The sequence below is a fragment of the Ramlibacter sp. genome (assembly GCA_019635435.1).
GTDB lineage: Bacteria > Pseudomonadota > Gammaproteobacteria > Burkholderiales > Burkholderiaceae_C > JAHBZM01.
In genome coordinates, this window is the sequence record JAHBZM010000001.1 from 2,298,147 (window position 1) to 2,312,405 (window position 14,259).

The following is a 14,259-nucleotide window of genomic DNA, read 5'->3' on the forward strand; positions in this document are numbered from 1 at the left end:
TCTGCCCAAATGCGTCAAGCATAATCGCCCGCATGCGCCAGATCGTTCTTGACACTGAAACCACGGGCCTGTCCGCCGAGGGCGGGGACCGCATCATTGAAGTCGGCTGCGTCGAGCTGCTCAACCGCAAGCTCACCGGCAACAACAAGCATTTCTACCTCAACCCCGAGCGCGACAGCCACGAGGACGCGCTCAAGGTCCACGGCATCAGCAACGAGTTCCTGCGCGACAAGCCCAAATTCAAGGCCGTGGCCGATGAACTCATGGACTACCTGGGCGGCGCCGAGATCATCATCCACAACGCGGCGTTCGATGTGAGCTTCCTGAACAAGGAGCTTGAGCTGATCGGCAAGCCGCCGTTTCGCAGCTACGTGGGCAGTGTCACCGACACCCTGGTCATGGCCAAGGAGATGTACCCGGGCAAGCGCAACAGCCTGGACGCGCTGTGCGACCGGCTGGGCGTGGACAATTCGGGCCGCACCCTGCACGGCGCGCTGCTGGACGCGGAGCTGCTGGCCGACGTGTACATCAACCTCACGCGTGGCCAGGATGCGCTGCTGATCGACGTGGCCACGCACGACAACGCGACCAGCACGCTGGTGCGGGTGGACCTGCGCAGCTTCACGCTGCCGGTGATCGCCGCCAGCGAGCAGGAACTGGCCGCGCATGAAGAGGTGCTCAAGCAGCTGGACAAGGCCTGCGGCGGCGCAGCCGTCTGGCGCTCCGCCAGTTCTATGGCATAATCCGAGACTTCGCGGAATTCGATTCCCCGGGCGATTAGCTCAGCGGTAGAGCACTGCCTTCACACGGCAGGGGTCACATGTTCGATCCATGTATCGCCCACCAGACAACGAAAAAGCCGGCCCCAACAGGCCGGCTTTTTTCATGGGCAAGCGCCAGGCCGCAAAGGCCGCAATCAGGTCACGGCCACCCGTTTGCTCACGTCCAGCATGCGCGTGGAGATGATGGCGCCCAGCGCCATGGCCAGCGCCAACGCCACCGCGGTCTGCTGCTTGGACAGTTTGGCAAAGCGCTCGGGTGTCAGGCCCCAGACCCGGCCTTCTTCCAGCGCCTGCACGGTGGCGTTGCGCTCGATCTGCGAGAAGAACGCGCCTTCACCGACCACCGCGCCCGGGCCCAGCGTGGCGATCTGGATCTGCCCGGCCTGGTCGCCGTAGTGCACGCGCAGCGTCCCCGACTCCACAAAATAAAGCGACCGGTCCAGCGCGCCCTGGGCAATCAGCACATGGCCGCGCTGCACGTCTTCGGGCGCGAGGTATTCGGCCAGCACGGGCCAGGCTTGCTCGGGCATGAAGCGGGCCAGCGTGTCATCGCGCGAGTTGGCCGCCACGGCCGCGACGAGTTTGGAGATGTCGGGTTTCCTGGGTGTGAGGAAGGGCAGACTCATGGTGCAGGGGTCGTTTCCACGGCTTCATTATCCAGAGTTGGGGAATGGCGGGGCCCGGGCAGCGAGCCCGGGGAACCCGGCGGATGGCATTCCGCGAGCAGCCAGCGGCGGAACCGGTCAAGCGGCTCCAGATGCGCGCGGGCCTCGGGATAGCATAACCAATAGCCTTGGTCGTCCACATAGCCGTCGTCCAGCGGCGCCGAGACCAGCCCCGCCGCGATGTCATCACGCACCAGGCATTGCGGGACCAGCGCCAGACCCATGCCGGCGGCCACGGCGCGGATCAGGCTGTGAAACTGGTCCAGCTGCGGCCCGGCCATCGGGTTGATGCCACGCACGCCGTGGGTGTCGCACCAGTGGGCCCAGGCCTGGGGCACCGACACGTGCTGCAGCAGGGCAAAGCGGCTGATGTCGGCCGGCGCGCGCAGCAGCGGCTTGCCGCGCGGCGAGGGCGGGGCGATCAGCACGACCTCGCGCCCCGTGAGGTAGTCGGCCACGGCGCCGGGCCAGTGGCCATCGCCAAACAGGATCGAACAGTCCAGGTCCGCGCGGTGAAAGTCATAGCCCTGCACATAGGGCACGAAATGCAGCTCGATCTGCGGGTGGGCCTGCTGGAAGCGCGGCAGCCGCGGGATCAGCCACTTGGCGCCAAAGGTGGGCAGCGTGGACAGGTTCAGCGCGCCGCCGCCGTCGCCACTGGTGATGAGCTCCAGCGTGGCCGCCTCCAGCTGCGCCAGCAGCGGCCGCACGGCCGCCTCGTAGCGCTGGCCCGCGGGCGTGACGCTCAGGCGCTTGCGCACCCGTTCAAACAGGGCCACGCCGGTCCAGCGCTCCAGCTCCTGCACCTGCTTGCTCACCGCGCTCTGGGTGAGGTGCAGCGACTCGGCCGCGCGCGAGATGCTGCCAAACCGGGCGGTGGTGGCAAAGGCGCGCAGCAGGTGCAGCGGGGGGTTCAGGCGTCGCATGGCTTGGGTCTGATGATTCCGTTATGGAATGTTATCAGGCGGGACTTTCATTTGCACAAGCAGCGGGGGCTGAACAGAATCAAGCCATTAAAACTCGTTGGAGAGCGTCATGATGCAACGTCGACAGGTTCTGGGTCTTGCCTCTGGAACATTACTTTCAGGAATGTCATGGGCCGACGGCCGGCCGCTGCGCCTGCTGGTGCCTTTCCCGCCGGGCGGCGCCACCGACATCACTGCGCGGGTGCTGAGCGAGCCCCTGGCCCGTGCGCTGGGCCAGCCCGTGGTGGTGGAGAACCGCGGCGGCGCGGGCGGCTCCATCGGCATGGCCGAGGTGGCCAAGGCCGCGCCCGATGGCCTGACGCTGGGCGTGGCCACGCTGTCCACCCACGGCGTCAACCCTGCGGTGTACCGCAAGCTGCCGTATGACCCGGTCAAGGACTTTGCGGCCGTGACCGAGGTGGTCAAGGCGCCCGGCGTGCTGGTGGTCAGCAATGCGCTGCCGGTGCGCAACTACGGCGAATTCATCAAATACCTCAAGGCCCACCCCGGCAAGGTGACCTATGCCTCGCCCGGCAACGGCACCATCGGCCACATGTGGGCCGAGCTGTTCAAGAGCACGACCAACACCTTCATGGTCCACATTCCCTACCGCGGCGCGGGCCCGGCCAAGAACGATTTGCTGGCGGGGCAGGTGGGCGTGTATTTCGACCAGGTGGCCTCCTCACTGCCCTACGTCAAGTCGGGCCAGCTGCGCGCGCTGGCGGTCTCGTGGAGCGAGCGGCTCGATGTGCTGCCCGGGGTGCCCACCTATGCGGAGCTGAGCCTGTTCTCCAACAACGACCCGTCGTGGTTTGGCCTGGTGGCGCCGGCCGCCACGCCCAGGCCCGCCGTGCAGCGGCTGCAGGAGGCCGTGGCCAGGGTGCTGAAGGAGCCCGATGTACGGGCCCGGCTGGCCGCGCAGGGCCTGTTTCCCTCGGGCACGCGGCCCGATGAATTTGCCGCCCAGATCCGCAAGGAGATCGACAAGATGCAGCGCATCAGCCGCTTTGCACAGATCAGCCTTGACTGAGGGCGCGCGCGCGGACACCGTGCTGCGGCTGCTGGCCCGCCGCTTCGCGGCGCGCTGCGCCACAATGGCAGGCATGACTTCCATGATCCGTGTGCTGCCGGGCAGCACACCGCTGGTGCTGGACTCCCCGCACAGCGGCACGCAGTACCCCGATGACTTTGGCTTTGCCTGTGACGCGCTGCGGCTGCGCCAGGCCGAGGACACCCATGTGGAGAAGCTCTACGCCTTCGCGCCCGCGCTGGGCGTGGCCTGGGTGGAAGCGCTGTTTCCGCGCAGCTACCTGGACGCCAACCGCGACACGATCGAGGTGGACGAGTCCATGCTGGACGCGCCCTGGCCCGGCCCCGTGGCCACCGATCCGCGCGTGCTGTCCAAGGTGCGCCTGGGCAAGGGGTTGATCTGGCGCTGCACCGATGAGGGCGAGGCGCTGTACGACCGGCCGCTCAGCGTGGCCGAGGTGCAGGGGCGCATCGACCGCTGCTGGCGGCCCTACCACGCGGCGGTGGCGCAGGCCATTGACGCGGCGCATGCGCGCCACGGCTACAGCCTGCACATCAACTGCCATTCCATGCCGGCCGTGGCCTCGTCCCAGGCCACCGACTTCCCCGGCCTTGTGCACGCCGACTTCGTGGTGGGCGACCGCGATGGCAGCACGGCCAGCCCCGCGCTCTCGGCGCTGGTGATGGCGCACCTCAAGGGCCTGGGTTACAGCGTGGCCTACAACCACCCCTACAAGGGCGTGGAACTGGTGCGCCGCTACGGCCAGCCGGCGCAGCAGCGCCACAGCCTGCAGCTGGAGATCAACCGCAAGCTGTACATGAACGAGCAGACGCTGCAGACCACCGCGGGCTTTGAACCGCTGCAGGGCCACCTGCAGTCGCTGGTGACGCTGCTGCTGGCCACCGATCCGCGCGCCCTCTGATGGACGCGGTCGATTGTGTGGTGATTGGCGCCGGCGTGGTCGGCCTGGCCGTGGCGCGGGCGCTGGCCTTGCAGGGCCGCGAGGTCATGGTGCTGGAGGCCGCCGACGCCATTGGCACGGGCACCAGCTCGCGCAACAGCGAGGTCATTCACGCCGGCATCTACTACGCGGCCGGCTCGCTCAAGGCCCGCCTGTGTGTGCAGGGCAAGCAGCAGCTGTACGCCTACTGCGCCGAGCGCGGCATCGGCCACCGGCGCTGCGGCAAGCTGATCGTGGCCACCAGCGAAGGGCAGGTGGCGGCGCTGCAGGGCATCATCGGCAAGGCGGCGGCCAATGGCGTGGACGACCTGGTGCTGCTGAGCCGCGACCAGGCCCGCGCGCTGGAGCCGCAGCTGGCGTGCGTGGCGGCCGTGCACTCGCCCAGCACGGGCATTGTGGACAGCCACGCGCTCATGCTGTCGCTGCAGGGCGATCTGGAACACGCGGGCGGCATGGTGGCCTTCAATTCTTCATTGAATCGGGCTGTAGTCCAGACGGGGCGGCCACAGGCTGCTATGGTTCTGGTAGCAGATGACGGCACCGAACTGGCCGCGCGCACGGTGGTCAATGCCGCGGGACTGCAGGCCCCCGCGCTGGCCGCGCGCTTTGAGGGGCTGGACGCACGGCATGTGCCCACCGCGTACTTTGCCAAGGGCAACTACTTCACGCTGGCGGGCCGCGCCCCGTTCACGCGGCTGATTTACCCCGTGCCCGAGGCGGCCGGACTGGGCGTGCACCTGACGCTGGACCTGGGCGGCCAGGCCAAGTTTGGCCCCGACGTGCAATGGGTTGATTCGCCTGACGACCTGGTGGTGGACCCGCGCCGCGGCGACGGCTTTTACGCCGAGGTGCGCAAGTACTGGCCTGCGCTGGCCGACGGCGCGCTGCTGCCCGGCTATGCCGGCCTGCGGCCCAAGATCAGCGGGCCGGGCGAGGCCGCAGCCGATTTCCTGATCCAGGGGCCGGCAGTGCACGGCGTGGCGGGGCTGGTCAACCTGCTTGGCATCGAGTCACCGGGGCTCACCAGCGCGCTCGCCATTGCCGATGAAGCAGTTCAATTGCTATCTGATTGATAGCAATGAGTGGCCGCCATTCCTGGACTACCGGGCTTTTTTGATCGCAAGCGCGGCTTCGCGCACGAGATCCGGCCCCTTGTAGATCAGCCCGGTGTAGATTTGCACCAGGTCAGCGCCGGCCTCGATCTTGGAGACCGCATCGGCCGCGCTGAGCACGCCGCCCACGCCAATGATGGGAAAACCCTTGCCCAGCGCCGCGCGCAGCTGCGCGATCACGCGGTTGCTGGCCTCCAGCACGGGCGCGCCGCTCAGGCCGCCGGCCTCTTCGGCGTGCGGCAGGCCCTTGACGGCTTCGCGGCTCAGCGTGGTGTTGGTGGCCACCACCCCATCCATGGCGTGACGCTTCAGCGTGGCCGCAATCACCTCCACCTGCGCCTCGTCCAGGTCGGGCGCGATCTTCACGAACAGCGGAACGCGCTTGCCGTGCTGCGTGGCCAGTGCCTCGCGCCGCGCGGCCAGCGCGCCCAGCAGGCCGTCCAGCGCCTCGTCGCCTTGCAGCGCGCGCAGGTTCCTGGTGTTGGGCGAGCTGATGTTGACCGTCACGTAGTCGGCATGCGGGTACACCCCATCCAGGCCCGTGAGGTAGTCGCGCGTGGCGTCCTCGATCGGCGTGGTGGCGTTCTTGCCAATGTTCAGGCCCAGCACCAGCGGCGTGCCGCGGCTGCGGTGACCCGGCCGGCGCAGTTCAGAGCGCTGCACATTGGCGATGAAGGCGTCGAGCCCGTCGTTGTTGAAGCCCAGCCGGTTGATCAGCGCGTTGGCCTGCGGCAGGCGGAACATGCGCGGCTTGGGGTTGCCCGGCTGCCCCTTGGGCGTGACCGTTCCTACCTCCACAAAGCCAAAGCCCAGCGCGGCCAGACCGTCAATGCAGCGTGCGTTCTTGTCCAGCCCGGCGGCCAGGCCCACGCGGTTGGGAAAGCGCAGGCCCGCCAGCTCGATGGGGTCGTCCACGCGCGCGTTGCAGTAAGCCCATTGCAGCGGCGTGCCCTGCAGCCGGGCCAGCGAGTGCAGCGTCAGCTCGTGGGCGGCTTCCGGGTCCAGCCCGAAGAGAAAGGGGCGGGCGAGGGCGTAGGGTAGAAGGGACATTGGATAATTCGGTGAACTCCACGGATTTTCCCAGATGACACAAGACGAACTCAAAACCCTGGTCGGCCAGGCCGCGCTGCAGTATGTGGTGCCCGGCGAAATCGTCGGCGTGGGCACCGGCTCCACGGTCAACAAATTCATTGACGCGCTGGCCACCATGAAGGACCAGATCAAGGGCGCCGTCTCCAGCTCGGTCGCCTCCACCGAACGGCTGCAGGCGCTGGGCATCCCCGTGTTTGACAGCAACGAGGTGGCCGAGCTCTCGGTCTACATCGACGGCGCCGACGAGATCGACGGCCAGGGCCACATGGTCAAGGGCGGCGGCGCCGCGCTCACGCGCGAGAAGATCGTGGCCGCGCAGTCCAGACGCTTCGTCTGCATCGCCGACGAAAGCAAACTGGTCAAGGTGCTGGGCAAATTCCCGCTGCCCGTGGAGATCATCCCCATGGCCACCCAGCGGCTGGTGCGCCAGTTTGCCGCCATGGGCGGCACGGCCAGCGTGCGCCTGAAAGACGGCCAGCCCCTGGTCACCGACAACGGCCAGCACATCCTGGACGTGACCGGCCTGCAAATCACCGACCCGCTGGCCTTTGAGGCCCAGGTGAGTCAGTGGCCGGGCGTGGTGACGGTAGGGGTGTTTGCGTTCCAGAAGGCGAGCGTGTGCCTGCTGGGGACGGCGGACGGGGTCAGGACGCTGGAGTTTTGACGGGTTGCTCGTGGCAACCCGTGCCTGAACCGGTCTGGCTCTCTTAAAACTGAATCCCGGCCGGATTGGTATTGCGCACAGGCGGCGCTGCCGGTGCGCCGTTCTCTGTGTTGGCGGTGCTCACGCCCGTGCGCCGGTTGATGGTGGCGGGCCCGATGCTGGTCCCGGTGGTGGCATTCTGCGGCCCGGCGGGAGCAGCATTCTGCGGCGCCGCGGGGGCCTGCTGCACCGCCACCAGCGGGGCCGGCGGCGGGTTGCGGAAGCTGGGCGGAAGCAAAGACGTCTTGGGGTAGCCGGCGGCGTCCAGGTACTGCGACCACTCCACGTCAGAGTAGCCCTTGAGCTGCTGGCTGCCAACGGTCAGCAGGGGCAGCGAGGCGTCCCCGGCCAGGCGCTGCAGCGCCTGGATGTCTTCATTGCTGGTGACTGTCTTTTCCACAAACGGAACGCCCCGGCTCGTGAGCATGGCGCGGCCGGCGCCGCAGGGCGCGCAGTCCTTGCCCGAATACAGCGTGACCGGGTATTTGCCCGTGACCTGGCGCAATTCATACGGCAAGGCGCCACCGCCACCACTGCCGGCTCCGGTGTTGACCGGCGCGGCCTTGGCGCCTTCGGTCATGGGCGGCTTGTCCGAAAAACTCACCTTGCCGTCGGGCCCGACGATGCGGTAGATCTGCTGGGCGCCGGCCGGGGCCAGCGCGCCAGCCAGGAGCAGGCCCATCAGGCCGGGAACGATGCTTCGGGTGGCAAATGACATGGACAGTTCTCCAACGCGGTAATGTGTTCAGGCCATGCCCTGGTGGCGCAGCAGGGCGTCGAGCGAGGGCTCGCGGCCACGGAACGCCTTGAACGACTCCATGGCCGGGCGGCTGCCGCCCGCTTCGAGGATGGCCTGGCGGTATTTTCTACCGGTTTCAACACTTGGCGCACCGTCTTTACCCGCTGTTTCTTCAAAAGCGGCGTAGGCGTCGGCGCTGAGCACTTCGGCCCATTTGTAGCTGTAGTAACCCGCCGCGTAGCCGCCCGCAAAGATGTGGCTGAAAGTATGCGCGGTGCGGCTGAAGGCCGGGGCCTGCAGCACGGCCACTTCGGCCCGCACCTGGTTGAGCAGGGGCATGAAGTCCTGCGCCGGGTCATGCCCGGTGTGCAGCAGCATGTCAAACAGCGCAAATTCGATCTGGCGCAGCGTCTGCAGCCCGCTCTGGAAGTTCCTGGCCGCCAGCATCTTGTCGAACAAGGCGCGCGGCAGCGGCTCGCCGGTGTCCACATGGGCGGTCATGTGGCGCAGCACATCCCATTCCCAGCAGAAGTTCTCCATGAACTGGCTGGGCAGCTCCACGGCGTCCCACTCGACGCCGCTGATGCCCGACACGTCGTGCTCGTTGACCTGGGTCAGCATGTGGTGCAGGCCGTGGCCAAACTCGTGGAACAGGGTGGTGGCGTCGTCGTGGGTGAGCAGCGGCGGCTTGCCGTCCACGCCATCGGCAAAGTTGCAGACCAGGTGGGCGATGGGGGTTTGCAGCGTGCCGGTGTCGGGCCGCAGCCAGCGCGCGCGCACGTCGTCCATCCAGGCGCCGCCGCGCTTGCCGGTGCGGGCCGACGGGTCGAGGTAGAACTGGCCCACCAGCTGGCCCTGGCGCTCGATCCGGTAGAACTCGACCGAGGGGTGCCAGACCGGCGCGCTGTCCTTGCGGATGGCCACCTCGAACAGCGTCTCGACGATCTTGAACAGGCCGCCCAGCACCTTGGGCGCGGTGAAATACTGCTTGACCTCCTGCTCGCTGAAGGCGTAGCGCGCTTCCTTGAGCTTCTCGCCGATGTAGGTCCAGTCCCAGGGCTGCGGGTCGGCCAGGGCCAGGTCGCTGGCGGCAAAGGCGCGCAGGTCGGCCACGTCCTGCTCGGCGTAGGGGCGGGCCTTGCGGGCCAGGTCCCGCAGGAAGCGGATGACCTGGTCGGGCGTGTCGGCCATCTTGGTGACCACCGACACCTCGCCGAAGTTGCGGTAGCCCAGCAGCTGGGCTTCTTCATGGCGTAGCGCCAGGATTTCGCCGATCAGCCTGGAGTTGTCAAAGGCCGGGTCGCCCTGGTCGCTGGCGCGGGTCACGTAGGCGCGGTAGAGCTTTTCGCGCAGCGCGCTGCTGCGGGCGAACTGCATCACCGGCAGGTAGCTGGGCATCTTGAGTGTGAGCTTGTAGCCGTCCTTGCCTTCGCCCTGGGCCAGCGCGCGCGCGGCCTGCTTCACGTCGGCGGGCACGCCGTCAAGCTCGGCTTCGCTGGCGTAGTAGCTCCAGGCTTCGGTGGCGTCGAGCGCGTTCTCGCTGAACTTCTGGCTCAGCTCGGCCTGGCGCTCCTGGATGCGCGCGAACCGGGCCTTGGCGGCGCCGGTGAGCTCAGCGCCCGACAGCACGAAGTTGCGCACGGCATTGCTGTGCGCCTGGCGCTGTTCGGCGTTGAGCGCGGCCGTGTCAATGGCCTTGTACTTGGCGTACAGCCGCTCGTCGGCGCCCAGCCGGGTCCAGAACTCGGTGACCCGGGGCAGGGCCTCGTTGTAGGCGGCGCGCAGCTCGGCCGAATCGGCCACGCTGTTGAGGTGGCTCACGGCGCCCCAGGCGCGGCCCAACTGCTCGGTGGCCACGTCCAGGGTCTGGGCAATGCGGTCCCACCGGGCCGGAAAGTCGGGCTGGGTCACGGTCTCCAGGGCCTGGTTGGCCGCGGCCAGCAACTGGTCGATCGCGGGCGCCACGTCGGCCGGCCGGATGCGGTCGAACTGCGGCAGGTCCTGGAAGTCAAGAAGGGGGTTGTTCATGGGGCTTACTTGGCCATGCTTTCGGCGGCTTCAAGGGTGTTGACCAGCAGCATGGCGCGGGTCATGGGGCCCACGCCGCCGGGCACGGGCGTGATCCAGCCGGCCACTTCGCTGACGCCGGCAAAGTCCACGTCGCCGCACAGCTTGCCCTCGTCATTGCGGTTCATGCCCACGTCGATCACCACGGCGCCGGGCTTGACCATGTCGGCCGTGAGCACATTGCGCTTGCCGACGGCGGCCACCACCACGTCGGCCTGCAGCGTCAGGGCCTTGAGGTTGGCCGTGGCGCTGTGGCAGATGGTGACCGTGGCGTTCTTCTGCAGCAGCATCAGGGCCATGGGCTTGCCCACGATGTTGCTGCGCCCAATCACCACCGCATGCTTGCCCTTGAGGTCATAGCCGATGGACTCCAGCATCTTCATGCAGCCGTAGGGCGTGCAGGGCCAGAAGCCCGGCTGGCCCACCATCAGGGCGCCGGCGCTGGCCACGTGGAAGCCGTCCACGTCCTTGGCCGGCGAGATGGTTTCGATCACCCGGTGCGAGTCCATGTGTCCGGGCAGGGGCAACTGCACCAGGATGCCGTGCACGGCGGGGTCGCTGTTGAGCTCGCGGATGCGGCGCAGCAGGTCGGCCTCGCTCATATCAGCGGGGTAGCGTTCCAGCGTGGCGGCCAGGCCGGTCTCGGCGCTGTCGTTGACCTTGTGGCGGGTGTAGACCTGGCTGGCCGGGTCGTCGCCCACCAGGATGATGGACAGGGCGGGCTGGATGCCGCGGGCCTTGAGCGCGGCCGTGCGGCCGGCCACCTCGCCGCGGATGGTTCTGGACAGGGCGTTGCCGTCAATCAGTTGGGCTGTCATGCTTGGATGGGCTCGGTTGCGTCAGTTTTGCAAGTGAAAACGCCCGCTAGTCCAGAAGGGGCGGGCGCAGTGTGCTATCAAAAAAAGAGCGTCAGGTTTTCGGTGCGTTCTGCCCCAGGGCGATCTTGAGCAGGTCGGCCACGGTGTTGGCGTTGAGCTTTTCCATGATGTTGGCGCGGTGCGCCTCCACCGTCTTGATGCTGATGCCCAGGTCGTCGGCGATCTGCTTGTTGAGCCGCCCGGCCACGATGCGCTCCAGCACCTGGGCCTCGCGGCTGGTCAGCTTGGACAGCAGGGCGTCGCGGCTGGCCGCGCTCTGCGAGTCGGCGAAGGCGTCCTTGGCATGCTCGAGCATGCGCTCGACCAGGCTCACCAGCTCTTCTTCCTTGAAGGGCTTCTGGATGAAGTCCATCGCGCCCTTCTTCATGGTGTTGACGGCCATGGGCACGTCGCCGTGGCCGGTGATGAAGACGATGGGCAGCGGCGACTTGCGCTCGATCAGGCGGTCCTGCAGTTCCAGCCCGGTCATGCCGGCCATGCGGATGTCCACGATCAGGCAGGCCACCTCGCGCGGGTCGTAGCGCGACAGGAACGATTCGGCGGATTCAAAACAGCGGACCCGGTAGTCCTTGCCCTCCAGCAACCACTGCAGGGAATCGCGGACGGCTTCGTCGTCGTCCACCACATAGACCGTACCCTTCTTCGGAATCAAACTCATGCAGACACTCCGGCATCCTTGGTTGAAGGTGACACTATGGAATTTGTAGCGTCAGACACCGGTATCCAGAAGGAAAAACAGCATCCGGCCACTTCCGGCCCATTGTAGATGTTCTCGGCCAGCATCCGGCCGTGGTGCGACTCGACGATGGTGCGGCACAGGTTCAGGCCAATGCCCATGCCCTCCACCTTGGTCGAGAAGAAGGCTTCATAGAGCCGGTCCATGACTTCGGGCGCGAGGCCCGCGCCCGAGTCCAGCACCGAAAACTCGATCACCGGCTGCTCGCCCATCTGCTTGGGCACCACGCGCAGCTCGACGCTGCGCCGGGCCGTGGGCCGCTGGGCATGGTCGATGGACTCCGCCGCGTTCTTGAGCAGGTTCACCAGCACCTGCTCGATCAGGATCGGGTCCACATGCAGTTTGGGCAGGCGTGCGGCCACGTAGTGCGACAGCCGCACGTTGCGCCGGCGCAGCTCGATGCCGGCCAGCTCCACCGCCTCGTTGACCATGGCCGCGATGTCGGCGGCCGTGCGGTTGGGTTCGCTGCGCTTCACGAAGGAGCGGATGCGCTGGATGATCTGGCCGGCGCGCTGGGCCTGGCGCGCGGTCTTGTCGAGCGCGGCCAGCAGGTCTTCCTCCTGGATCTGCTTGCCCTTGATGCGCGAGATCATGCCGTTGCAGTAGTTGTTGATGGCGGTCAGCGGCTGGTTGAGCTCGTGGGCCACGCTGGAGGCCATCTCGCCCATCGTGATCAGCCGGCTGGCCGACTGCGCGCGCTCGGCCTGGGCCTCGGCCTGCTCCTCGGCGTGGCGGCGCGGCGTGATGTCGGACGCAATCACCATCTGGGCCAGCCGCCCGTCCACCCAGTTCAGGTAGCGCGAGCGCACCTCGATCCATTTGCCCAGCTCGGGCACGAAGATTTCGGCGTTGCCCGACTGGGCGGCCATCAGCGAGTCGGTGGGCAGGCCCACGAAGGAGTCCACCTCGTCGAGCGACTCGTCCGTGGTGGGCCGGTTGGGCACCCCGGCCTGGGCCACCATCTGCAGGTGGCCCACGGTCTGGGTGCCAAACCACAGGCGGTACAGCTTGTTGGCGAACAGCAGTTCCTCGCTGCCCAGTGGCGCCACCGAGACCGCGGCGTCCAGCGCCTCCAGCACCGTGGTAAAGCGCTCGTACGAGGCCGACAGCTGCTCGCGGATGCGGTTGGGCTCGGTGATGTCGGTCATCGAGGTCATCCAGCCGGTCTGCTTGCCCACCGCGTCGATCAGCGGCGAGACGTACAGCCGCGCGTCAAACAGCGAGCCGTCCTTGCGCTTGACGCGCACCTGGAAGCCGCCCGGCGTGGATCGGCCATTGAGCTCGTCGTCCAGCCGCGCCGCGAGCTGCTCGCGGTCGGCTTCGGGCCAGTAGGGGAAGGGCGGGGTGCGTCCGACCAGCTCGGCCTCGCCCCAGCCCGTCATCTGGCAGAACGCGGCGTTGACGTAGGTGATGCGCCCCTGCATGTCGAGCGCGCGCATGCCCGTGAGCATGGAGTTTTCCATGGCCCGGCGGAAATTGGTTTCGGAGATCAGCGCCTGCTGGGCCTGCATGCGCCGGCGGGTGTGGCGCCAGTTGCCGATCAGCATCCAGGCCGTCATGGCGCTCAGCGCGCTGACCAGCCAGAACAGGCCGCTGCCGATCACCCCCAGCGAGGCGCGGTAGGCCTGGGCCCGGATCACCAGCCCGTTGCCCACGGGGGACACCGGCACCTCGTACTCATTGGGCTTGCTGGCAAAGCTCAGCATGCCGGTGGCCGGGTCGCGCGTGGGCACCGAGGTGCCCGCCAGCAGGTGGCTCTTGGCGTCGAGAAAGGCCACGGCGTACTTTGCCTGCACCTCGGACGGCACGCCATAGCGCAGCAGGCCGTCGATGGAGTATTCGCCCAGCACCACGCCCGAGAAGCGGCCCTGGTCGGCCAGCGGAATGTGCAGCTGCAGCAGCCCCGTGGTGTCGGTGCCGCCCGCGGGCTGGGAATAGACGGGCTGCTGCAGGTCTCGCGCCAGGCTGTAGGTGCTTTCGGTTTCGCCGCCCGCGCGCAGCGTCGTGCCCGCGGGCCGCAACTGATTGCCAGTGACGCTGGGCGCCGCATAGCTGGCGCGGATGCGGCGGCGGTCGTCAATCCAGGTGAGGGCCTGCAACTCGGGGTACTGGCTGACCAGCGACTCGGCGCGGCCCATGAATTCGTCAAAGTCGATCTCGTGGTTGGAGGCATCGCGGGCCAGCCGCATCAGCTGCTCCTGGCGCTCCAGCAGGCGCAGGCGCACGCGCTGCTGGGCGTATTCCACATCGCGCTTGACGGCTTCGTGCTCGCGGTCCACTTCCTCCAGGCGCAGGTACCAGAAGGCCGAAATGATGGCCGCCAGAAACATCAGCACGGCCGCCACTGGCGCCAGCATGGCAAAGCGGTCCTGCCGGCCGGGCGTCTGGCGCCGCCACCAGTGGCGCCACCACGCCGCGGACACGCCGAAGCGGGAGCCGGTGGGGGTGGGCGACGAAGGTTCTTGCATGGAGCTTGGAGTGTAGGGGCAGGCTGCAGTTGCAATGCTTCGCCGAACGGATTCGATTCAG

The 14,259-nt window shown here is 67.6% G+C and carries 13 protein-coding genes and 1 tRNA gene; 6 read left to right on the forward strand and 8 right to left on the reverse strand.

What is annotated here, in order from left to right:
* The first annotated feature begins 32 nt into the window (after positions 1-32).
* Positions 33-743, forward strand: a complete 711-nt coding sequence (gene dnaQ / locus KF796_11160) for a DNA polymerase III subunit epsilon (GenBank protein MBX3587190.1) — start codon at positions 33-35, stop codon at positions 741-743.
* Positions 744-771: 28 nt separating this feature from the next.
* Positions 772-846: transfer RNA gene (locus KF796_11165), tRNA-Val, on the forward strand.
* A 70-nt stretch (positions 847-916) separates the two neighbouring features.
* Here the strand turns inward: KF796_11165 and KF796_11170 are convergent.
* Both KF796_11170 and KF796_11175 read right to left on the reverse strand, forming a co-directional pair.
* Entirely contained in the window at positions 917-1,408 is a 492-nt protein-coding gene (locus KF796_11170) for a cyclic nucleotide-binding domain-containing protein (GenBank protein MBX3587191.1), read from the reverse strand.
* Positions 1,405-2,373, reverse strand: a complete 969-nt coding sequence (locus tag KF796_11175; protein ID MBX3587192.1) for a LysR family transcriptional regulator — start codon at positions 2,371-2,373, stop codon at positions 1,405-1,407. Before KF796_11175 ends, KF796_11170 begins: the two co-directional genes overlap by 4 nt.
* Positions 2,374-2,485: 112 nt before the next feature.
* Here KF796_11175 and KF796_11180 point away from each other — a divergent pair, with 112 nt between their 5' ends.
* The 3 genes from KF796_11180 (at position 2,486) to KF796_11190 (ending at position 5,476) form a co-directional block, all read left to right on the forward strand.
* A complete protein-coding gene (locus KF796_11180; GenBank protein ID MBX3587193.1) occupies positions 2,486-3,442 on the forward strand; it encodes a tripartite tricarboxylate transporter substrate binding protein BugE in 957 nt (318 codons plus the stop codon).
* Positions 3,443-3,515: 73 nt separating this feature from the next.
* Positions 3,516-4,364, forward strand: a complete 849-nt coding sequence (locus tag KF796_11185) for an N-formylglutamate amidohydrolase (GenBank protein ID MBX3587194.1) — start codon at positions 3,516-3,518, stop codon at positions 4,362-4,364.
* Positions 4,364-5,476 carry an NAD(P)/FAD-dependent oxidoreductase gene (locus tag KF796_11190; GenBank protein ID MBX3587195.1) on the forward strand — a complete coding sequence of 371 codons (1,113 nt, stop codon included), beginning with the start codon at positions 4,364-4,366 and terminating at the stop codon, positions 5,474-5,476. Before KF796_11185 ends, KF796_11190 begins: the two co-directional genes overlap by 1 nt.
* Before the next feature lie 27 nt (positions 5,477-5,503).
* Here KF796_11190 and KF796_11195 read toward each other — a convergent pair whose 3' ends face one another.
* Entirely contained in the window at positions 5,504-6,565 is a 1,062-nt protein-coding gene (locus tag KF796_11195) for a quinone-dependent dihydroorotate dehydrogenase (GenBank protein MBX3587196.1), read from the reverse strand.
* Between the two features lie 34 nt (positions 6,566-6,599).
* Here KF796_11195 and rpiA point away from each other — a divergent pair, with 34 nt between their 5' ends.
* Complete coding sequence (rpiA, locus tag KF796_11200) at positions 6,600-7,271, forward strand: ribose-5-phosphate isomerase RpiA (GenBank protein MBX3587197.1); 672 nt, start codon at positions 6,600-6,602, stop codon at positions 7,269-7,271.
* 43 nt (positions 7,272-7,314) lie between these two features.
* Here rpiA and KF796_11205 read toward each other — a convergent pair whose 3' ends face one another.
* The 5 genes from KF796_11205 to KF796_11225 form a co-directional block, all read right to left on the reverse strand.
* Complete coding sequence (locus tag KF796_11205) at positions 7,315-8,028, reverse strand: glutaredoxin family protein (protein MBX3587198.1); 714 nt, start codon at positions 8,026-8,028, stop codon at positions 7,315-7,317.
* 27 nt (positions 8,029-8,055) lie between these two features.
* Positions 8,056-10,077 (reverse strand): M3 family metallopeptidase, encoded by a 2,022-nt coding sequence (locus KF796_11210; GenBank protein ID MBX3587199.1) that lies wholly within the window; start codon positions 10,075-10,077, stop codon positions 8,056-8,058.
* Positions 10,078-10,082: 5 nt separating this feature from the next.
* Positions 10,083-10,934 carry a bifunctional methylenetetrahydrofolate dehydrogenase/methenyltetrahydrofolate cyclohydrolase gene (locus tag KF796_11215; GenBank protein MBX3587200.1) on the reverse strand — a complete coding sequence of 284 codons (852 nt, stop codon included), beginning with the start codon at positions 10,932-10,934 and terminating at the stop codon, positions 10,083-10,085.
* Between the two features lie 91 nt (positions 10,935-11,025).
* Positions 11,026-11,652 carry a response regulator transcription factor gene (locus KF796_11220; protein ID MBX3587201.1) on the reverse strand — a complete coding sequence of 209 codons (627 nt, stop codon included), beginning with the start codon at positions 11,650-11,652 and terminating at the stop codon, positions 11,026-11,028.
* Positions 11,649-14,198: a PAS domain S-box protein gene (locus KF796_11225; protein ID MBX3587202.1), complete on the reverse strand. Its 2,550-nt coding sequence runs from the start codon at positions 14,196-14,198 to the stop codon at positions 11,649-11,651. Before KF796_11225 ends, KF796_11220 begins: the two co-directional genes overlap by 4 nt.
* Between the last annotated feature and the right edge of the window lie 61 nt (positions 14,199-14,259).

Coding starts and splice junctions, on each gene's coding strand:
- KF796_11190 (MBX3587195.1), top strand. CDS start 4,364: ATGGACGCGGTCGATTGTGTGGTGATTGGCGCCGGCGTGGTCGGCCTG.
- KF796_11175 (MBX3587192.1), bottom strand. CDS start 2,373: ATGCGACGCCTGAACCCCCCGCTGCACCTGCTGCGCGCCTTTGCCACC.
- KF796_11220 (MBX3587201.1), bottom strand. CDS start 11,652: ATGAGTTTGATTCCGAAGAAGGGTACGGTCTATGTGGTGGACGACGAC.
- dnaQ (MBX3587190.1), top strand. CDS start 33: ATGCGCCAGATCGTTCTTGACACTGAAACCACGGGCCTGTCCGCCGAG.
- KF796_11205 (MBX3587198.1), bottom strand. CDS start 8,028: ATGTCATTTGCCACCCGAAGCATCGTTCCCGGCCTGATGGGCCTGCTC.
- rpiA (MBX3587197.1), top strand. CDS start 6,600: ATGACACAAGACGAACTCAAAACCCTGGTCGGCCAGGCCGCGCTGCAG.
- KF796_11215 (MBX3587200.1), bottom strand. CDS start 10,934: ATGACAGCCCAACTGATTGACGGCAACGCCCTGTCCAGAACCATCCGC.
- KF796_11180 (MBX3587193.1), top strand. CDS start 2,486: ATGCAACGTCGACAGGTTCTGGGTCTTGCCTCTGGAACATTACTTTCA.
- KF796_11210 (MBX3587199.1), bottom strand. CDS start 10,077: ATGAACAACCCCCTTCTTGACTTCCAGGACCTGCCGCAGTTCGACCGC.
- KF796_11170 (MBX3587191.1), bottom strand. CDS start 1,408: ATGAGTCTGCCCTTCCTCACACCCAGGAAACCCGACATCTCCAAACTC.
- KF796_11225 (MBX3587202.1), bottom strand. CDS start 14,198: ATGCAAGAACCTTCGTCGCCCACCCCCACCGGCTCCCGCTTCGGCGTG.
- KF796_11195 (MBX3587196.1), bottom strand. CDS start 6,565: ATGTCCCTTCTACCCTACGCCCTCGCCCGCCCCTTTCTCTTCGGGCTG.
- KF796_11185 (MBX3587194.1), top strand. CDS start 3,516: ATGACTTCCATGATCCGTGTGCTGCCGGGCAGCACACCGCTGGTGCTG.